Here is a 6,884-nt window from a genome sequence, read left to right as displayed (position 1 = left end):
AAAAAACCTCACAAAGTGAGGCTTTTCGATAAACAGCTTAAAAAAGAGGTTTAAGCGCTTTCTAACATAGACAGTGCGACTGCTTCAGCTGCTTTAATACCATCAATACCCGCTGATAAAATACCGCCAGCGTAACCTGCGCCTTCACCTGCAGGGTAAAGCCCTTTGGTGTTAATACTTTGGAATGTTTTATCACGCTTAATACTAATAGGCGACGAAGTACGTGTTTCAACACCGGTTAATAAACCGTCGTTAGTTGAAAAGCCACGAATTTGTTTATTAAACGCTGGTATCGCTTCGCGAAGGGCATCAATTGCAAATTGTGGTAACACTTTACTCAAGTCAGTTAACTTAATACCAGGTGTGTAAGAGGGTTGTACTTCACCTAAGTCTGCAGATGATTTACCTTTTAAGAAATCTCCAATTAACTGCGCTGGTGCATCGTAGTTGCTACCACCAAGCTCATACGCTTGCTCTTCAAGTTTGCGTTGTAAGTCTATTCCAGCAAGTGGATTACCAGGGAAATCTTGCTCTGGTGATATACCTACCACAATAGCGCTGTTAGCGTTGCGCTCACTTCGTGAATATTGACTCATACCATTGGTAACAACACGGCCTTCTTCAGAGGTTGCCGCGACTACTGTGCCACCTGGGCACATACAAAAGCTGTAAACGGTGCGGCCATTGTCGCAGTGATGAACAAGTTTATAATCGGCAGAGCCTAAAATTGGGTTTCCTGCATTTGTGCCAAAACGACATTCATCGATCATTGATTGTTTATGTTCGATTCTAAAACCGACTGAGAATGGCTTTGCTTCAACATAAATCCCTTTTTTGTGGATCATATCAAACGTGTCACGTGCGCTGTGGCCAACGGCTAATACAACATGTCGAGTGTTTAGTTGCTCGCCATTTGAAAGCGTTAAACCTGTTACTTGCCCGTCGTCTAAATGAATATCGTCAACACGTGTGCTAAAGCGAATTTCGCCGCCAAGCTCTATTATACGAGCGCGCATTTTTTCAATCATGGTGACAAGTTTAAACGTACCAATGTGTGGCTTACTTACGTATAAAATTTCATCGGGTGCGCCTGCTTCTACAAATTCAGTAATGACTTTTCGGCCATAATGCTTTGGATCTTTTACTTGGCTGTATAACTTACCGTCTGAGAAAGTACCTGCGCCACCTTCACCAAATTGTACATTTGATTCTGTATTAAGTGTGCGTTTACGCCAAAAGCCAAACGTGTCTTTTGTACGTTCACGTACTTCTTTACCGCGCTCTAATATAATGGGTTTAAAGCCCATTTGAGCAAGTAATAAGCCCGCAAATAAACCACAAGGACCAAAACCAATCACGACAGGGCGCTCTTTGATATTATTGTTAGCTTGGGCTACAAATTTATAACTTGTGTCTGGTGCTACTTTTACATGTTGGTCTTTTTCAAATGCTGCGAGTAGCTCGGCTTCGCTATCAACTTCTATATCGAGTGTATAAATAAGTAAAATAGCTGATTTTTTACGTGCATCATAACCACGTTTAAACACATTAAAACTGTGCAATTGTTCAGGTTGGATTTTGAGTTTATTTACAATTGCTTGACCAATTGCGTCTTCGTCATGATCAAGTGGCAGCTTTATTTCGGTTAAACGTATCATTTATATCTCTTTTAGGTGTCATAGCGGGGTATTATTACCGCTCACAATAAGGGGATGCAGGGCACAACGAGTGTGCAAACATTAGGCGCGCATTTTACGTTAAAATAGCCTGATATGGCACTTATTTATTGTATTTTTGGGGTGGATGGGTATGATCCACAACTGTTGTTCAAAATCTTAGGTATTAAAATAGTATGGCGTTTGTTGTCACCGAAAATTGTATAAAGTGTAAGTACACCGATTGCGTATCTGTGTGCCCAGCAGATGCATTTTTTGAAGGCCCTAATTTTTTAGCAATTAGCCCGATTGATTGTATTGATTGTGGCTTATGTGTCCCTGAGTGTTCAGCTGATGCGATATACCAAGAAGATGAGCTACCAGAGTCTCAAAAAGAGTTTACTGAATTAAATGCTGAACTTGCACTGGTCTGGCCGCGCATTACAGAGGTTAAACCTGCACCAGAGGACGCTGATGTATGGAATGGCATAGACGATAAGCTTAAACTACTCGAAACATAATACATAACAATTAGTTACTCCTTTATCATTAAATAGTTAATTTTTCATTTCAAAGTATTAACAAATGTACCTGGGTAAATTACAATCCTCAGCTTAAGTTGCTCCTTATGAGTAATTACAGTCTAAATGGATGTTTATGCAGTACTTTATAACTATAATAAAAAAGTTTACCTTCCTATTTTTAAGTTTTGCTTTATTACTTTCAAGCCTTGATGTAGCGGCTAAAAAACAGCAAGTATCCTTGTCCCGTATTGATTCAAATATCACCGTTGATGGTGTTATGGATGAGGCGCACTGGCAAAATGCAACACGTATATCTTTACTCTACCAAGATGAGCCTAACGAAAAAGGCACTCCTCCTGTAAAAACTGATGCCTTTATTTACGAAGATGGTACTAACTTATATGTTGCCTATGTTGCACAAGACCCAGACCCTACGCAAATTCGTGCATCACTTCGTGACCGGGATACGCTATGGGAAGACGACGTCGTTATTCTTGTTATTGATACATTTAATGACGAACGCAGTGGTTATGAATTCCATGTGAACCCGCTGGGTGCGCAAGGCGATATACGAATGACCGACACCGATGGCTGGAGCTCTGATACCTCATGGAATGCTATTTGGGATAGCGCAGGACAAATTAACGACAAAGGTTATGTTGTTGAAATGCGTATTCCTTTTAAAGCATTGCGTTTTCCTGAAAATAAAAATGAGCTAACGTGGGGTTTTTCTGTAATGAGAAACTATCAACGTGATGTGCTATATCAGCTATCAAATATGGGGTTTGATAGAAATGTGAAATGCAGCCTTTGCCAGTTTGATAAGTTAGTTGGCTTTAGTGACATTGAATCAAGTAAAAATATCCAATTAACACCTACATTAACCACACTGCGTAACGATAATAAATCTGCGTTGCCAGGTGATTGGGATAAGGGTGATATAGATACTGAAGTGGGCTTAGATTTACGCTGGGGTTTAACAAAAGATGCTGTTTTAAACGCGACAATTAATCCTGATTTTTCGCAAGTAGAAACTGACTCTTTAGAGCTTGATGTAAATACAACCTTCTCAATTTATTACGCTGAAAAACGTCCTTTCTTTTTAGATGGTGCTTCTTACTTTAAAAGTAGCTTATTTGAGCTTTTATACACACGTACAATTGCAGAGCCTACTTTAGGTGCAAAGCTGACGGGTAAAACGGGTGATCATAGTTATGCGCTAATGCTAGCTGATGACGACAATAGTAATATTTTACTGCCAACGAATCAGGGCTCTGGCTTCGCAAGCTTAAACGAAAAAACGAATGCAGCCGCAGGGCGTTATCAATATGACTTAGGTCAGCAAGGTACTATTGGTATTTCAAGCACGCACAGAGAAAGTGATGACTATCACAACACTGTATTATCAGTGGATGGTACCTACTGGTTTAATCAATCGGATACTCTTTTGTATCAAGTGTCATCTGCTGATACTCGTAACTCTGAATTTTTAATTCAAAACTATAACTTATCTGAAACTCAATCAGATGAAGCTTATGCTCTAGAACTTACCCGCGATAAACGTGATTACAAATTATTTGCATCTTATGAAAATATTGGGCAGGACTACCGCACTGATTTAGGTTATCAAGCTAAAGTCGATTATGAAAAAGTAGGCTTTGGTGGCGGACAAACATGGTACAGAGATGAGTCTGATTTACTTACCTCGTGGTCATACGAAGCTGACTGGGATAAAACGTGGGCACAAAATGGCGACTTACTTGAAGAAGAATACGAAGGCTTTTTGAGTTTTAAAGGTCAAAAACAATCTATTTTTGAAATTGGTTTAGTACACCGTTATGAAAATTATAATGACAATTTTTATAATCAAAATATTGGTTACATTTATACGGGCTTTAAACCCACTAAAGATTTAAAGTTATCATTATATGTTGAATACGCTAGCCGCATTGATTATGCAAATGAGCAATTAGGCGATGCGTTTGACACCCAAACCCAAATGGTGTGGGACATTAACGACCATTGGCAGCTCGATGTAAAACATAACTACAGCCAATTAGATAACCCACAAGGGGAGCGTGTATTTACAGCTAACTTAGTTGATTTTAGGCTTCATTATAAATTTAGTATGCGTTCAATTCTTAAGCTTATTTTACAATTTGAAGATATTGATAGAGACGAAAATGCCTACTTTTATCAAGTTAGCCAAATTAACAAAGACTACGGTAGTCAGCTTGTTTACTCATATAAAATTAATGCGCAAACACTGTTTTATTTGGGTTACTCAGATAGAGGTTACCAAGACGATTCTCTTAAAAATATTGAGCGAGATCAACGTACCTTATTTACAAAAGTTAGCTATGCATGGCAGCTTTAAATATTAATAATAATTTTATTAGCGATAATTCCTACTAGTTTGAGTAGCAATGCATAATGCGCAAGAATAATTTTTAAATGATGTACGACAGCGGAGCAAATGCGATTAAGGTTGAGTAAATATAAGTACTTAAAGCTGTAGTGGTGAGGCATAGATTAATGCGGCAAAAAAACGACAAAGCTTATATACCGAATGTATTAAATTTTAAACAATTGAAACGTTTTTGTTTATTTTTATTAATCCCACCTATACTATATGTAGATATAGTTAGTTAATCCATTATCGTTACAATTTTTTGTTATTCTAATGGCTTAGGATTATATCAATGCTTGCGTAGTACTAAATGCAAGCGATATAATCCGCTTTTGGTAATAGGTTTGATAGGAGGAGCAAAATAGATGGATTTTTTTTATGAATAAACTTAAGCCGCTCGGTTTTATTTTCTTAATCATAGTTCTATTTTGTTTCTGCATAAACATAGAGTTAACTAATCAGATCAACCGTATAAATCTATTTCAGACTAATATTGATATACGAAGTTTCGAGATCACGAATACCTCCCTTGATATGGCTCCTTGGTATAATCCCATTTTAAATGGCCATTATATAATTGAGCAGCCAACAGCTGATTTTTTACTTATCAAAACCACTGATACCCAATTTGTAGCCGCTGATTCTAATAAGTTAATCATGATGACACTCTCATCACCCATGAACTTTTTATTTTTATGTATATTGATATTTGGCTCAGGTATCTACTTACGTAGAGAACGTAGAAAACGTCATTATAAAAATCAAATAGCGGAGCTCAACCGCCAAGCCAATAGCTTACTTACTGCATTTAATTTACAAGTTAAACCGGCAGAGAACCCATTAGGTGTAAGCAGCTTAAGTCAATCTATAAATAGCTTAAATTCACACGTAGTTAATTATGTAAAACAAACTCAAACAAGTATTTGTCAAGATAAACTGACGCTGTTAATTGACCGCCATGCATATATTGAACACATAGACAGACAAATAAATCATGCTAATCAGGAAGATCTCAAATGTGCGCTTCTATTTATCGACTTGGATGGCTTTAAACAAGTAAATGATTCGTTTGGCCACAGTTTTGGTGATGAAATATTAGTTCAAGTGGCCAGTCGACTTGCAAATGTTTTACGTCACCATAAGTTAAGTAATATTAATAGCGCTAATCAATTAGAGCAAAACTTATCAAGATTAGGTGGAGATGAATTCTCCATATTTATAGAACTACTTGATGATAGCGACAGAGTTGTTGACATTGCGAAGCACGTGTTAAGTGAGCTTGAAAAAGACTTTGTGCTTGGCAATAAAATAGTAAAAATTAGTGCCAGTATTGGTATTGCTGCTTACCCAGAAAGTGCGTCAACCCCACAAGCACTTTTACAATTAGCTGATGTTGCTATGTACAGAGCTAAGAGTGATGGTAAGGGAATATTTAAAGTTTACTCGCCAGAAATGGGCAACAAAATGCGCCGTTACCATTATTTACTCGAAGAATTGCGTTTAGCGCTCGCGTGTAAAGATTTTTACTTGTCTTTTCAGCCAATTGTACATGTTGAAGATTGTATGATTGATTATTTTGAAGCACTTACCCGGTGGGACCATCCAGTTGAAGGTATGATCCCACCTTCAGAATTTATTCCAATAGCAGAAGAGTCGAATTTAATTTTAGAGCTTGGCGATTGGATTATGCTTGAATCGTGTCGGCAAATGGCTGCATGGCATAATGCAGGTATGCGCAAAGTAAAAATATCAGTTAACGTTTCGGGCATTCAGTTAAAGCACCGTGATATTTATGATTGGATAATGAAGAAGCTAAAAAAAACCGGCTTACCGGCGACGTCTCTAATGCTTGAAATTACCGAATCAACATTTATTCAAGCCAGTCCTAGAATAATCAAAGAGCTAAGTAGATTAAGAGAAGAAGGCATCACTATTGCAATTGATGACTTTGGTACAGGTTTTAGCTCGTTGAGTACATTAGCGGATTTACCAATTGATGTTATTAAAATTGATCGCTCGTTCATAGCTCAAGCCAATAAAAGCCAAAAATATAACGATATATTAAATACAATTAGTGAGCTTGGACAAAAGCTGGGCCTTAAAATTGTAGCTGAAGGCGTTGAAGAAATAGGGCAGTTTGAGCTTGTTAAAAAAATGGGTGTGAGTTCAGTTCAGGGGTATTTAGTGAGCCGTCCTGAGTCATCAGTTAATGTAGGCAATAAAGTATTACGTAATAACACCAGCAATCTTTCTGCATCGGGTACAAGTGCGTGGGATATTGTTAGTTAGTTAGTT

The 6,884-nt window shown here is 37.6% G+C and carries 4 protein-coding genes; 3 read left to right on the top strand and 1 reads right to left on the bottom strand.

Annotation, left to right across the window (positions count from 1 at the left end; genetic code table 11):
- Positions 1-50: 50 nt before the first annotated feature.
- Positions 51-1,658, bottom strand: coding sequence for an NAD(P)/FAD-dependent oxidoreductase (locus H5072_RS08615; RefSeq protein ID WP_182693274.1), 1,608 nt, complete (start codon positions 1,656-1,658; stop codon positions 51-53).
- 194 nt (positions 1,659-1,852) lie between these two features.
- Here H5072_RS08615 and fdxA point away from each other — a divergent pair, with 194 nt between their 5' ends.
- From fdxA to H5072_RS08600, 3 genes are all read left to right on the top strand, one after another.
- Entirely contained in the window at positions 1,853-2,176 is a 324-nt protein-coding gene (gene fdxA, locus H5072_RS08610; protein ID WP_002958626.1) for a ferredoxin FdxA, read from the top strand.
- Positions 2,177-2,312: 136 nt separating this feature from the next.
- The gene (locus H5072_RS08605) at positions 2,313-4,556 is read left to right on the top strand and encodes a carbohydrate binding family 9 domain-containing protein (protein WP_182693273.1); all 2,244 of its coding nucleotides are present in this window, start codon (positions 2,313-2,315) and stop codon (positions 4,554-4,556) included.
- Positions 4,557-5,123: 567 nt separating this feature from the next.
- Positions 5,124-6,878 (top strand): putative bifunctional diguanylate cyclase/phosphodiesterase, encoded by a 1,755-nt coding sequence (locus tag H5072_RS08600; protein WP_370626122.1) that lies wholly within the window; start codon positions 5,124-5,126, stop codon positions 6,876-6,878.
- Positions 6,879-6,884: the final 6 nt, after the last annotated feature.

The sequence above is a fragment of the Pseudoalteromonas sp. SR45-5 genome (assembly GCF_014163565.1).
Classification (GTDB): domain Bacteria; phylum Pseudomonadota; class Gammaproteobacteria; order Enterobacterales; family Alteromonadaceae; genus Pseudoalteromonas; species Pseudoalteromonas distincta.
This window is presented reverse-complemented; position numbering and strand designations above follow the sequence as displayed.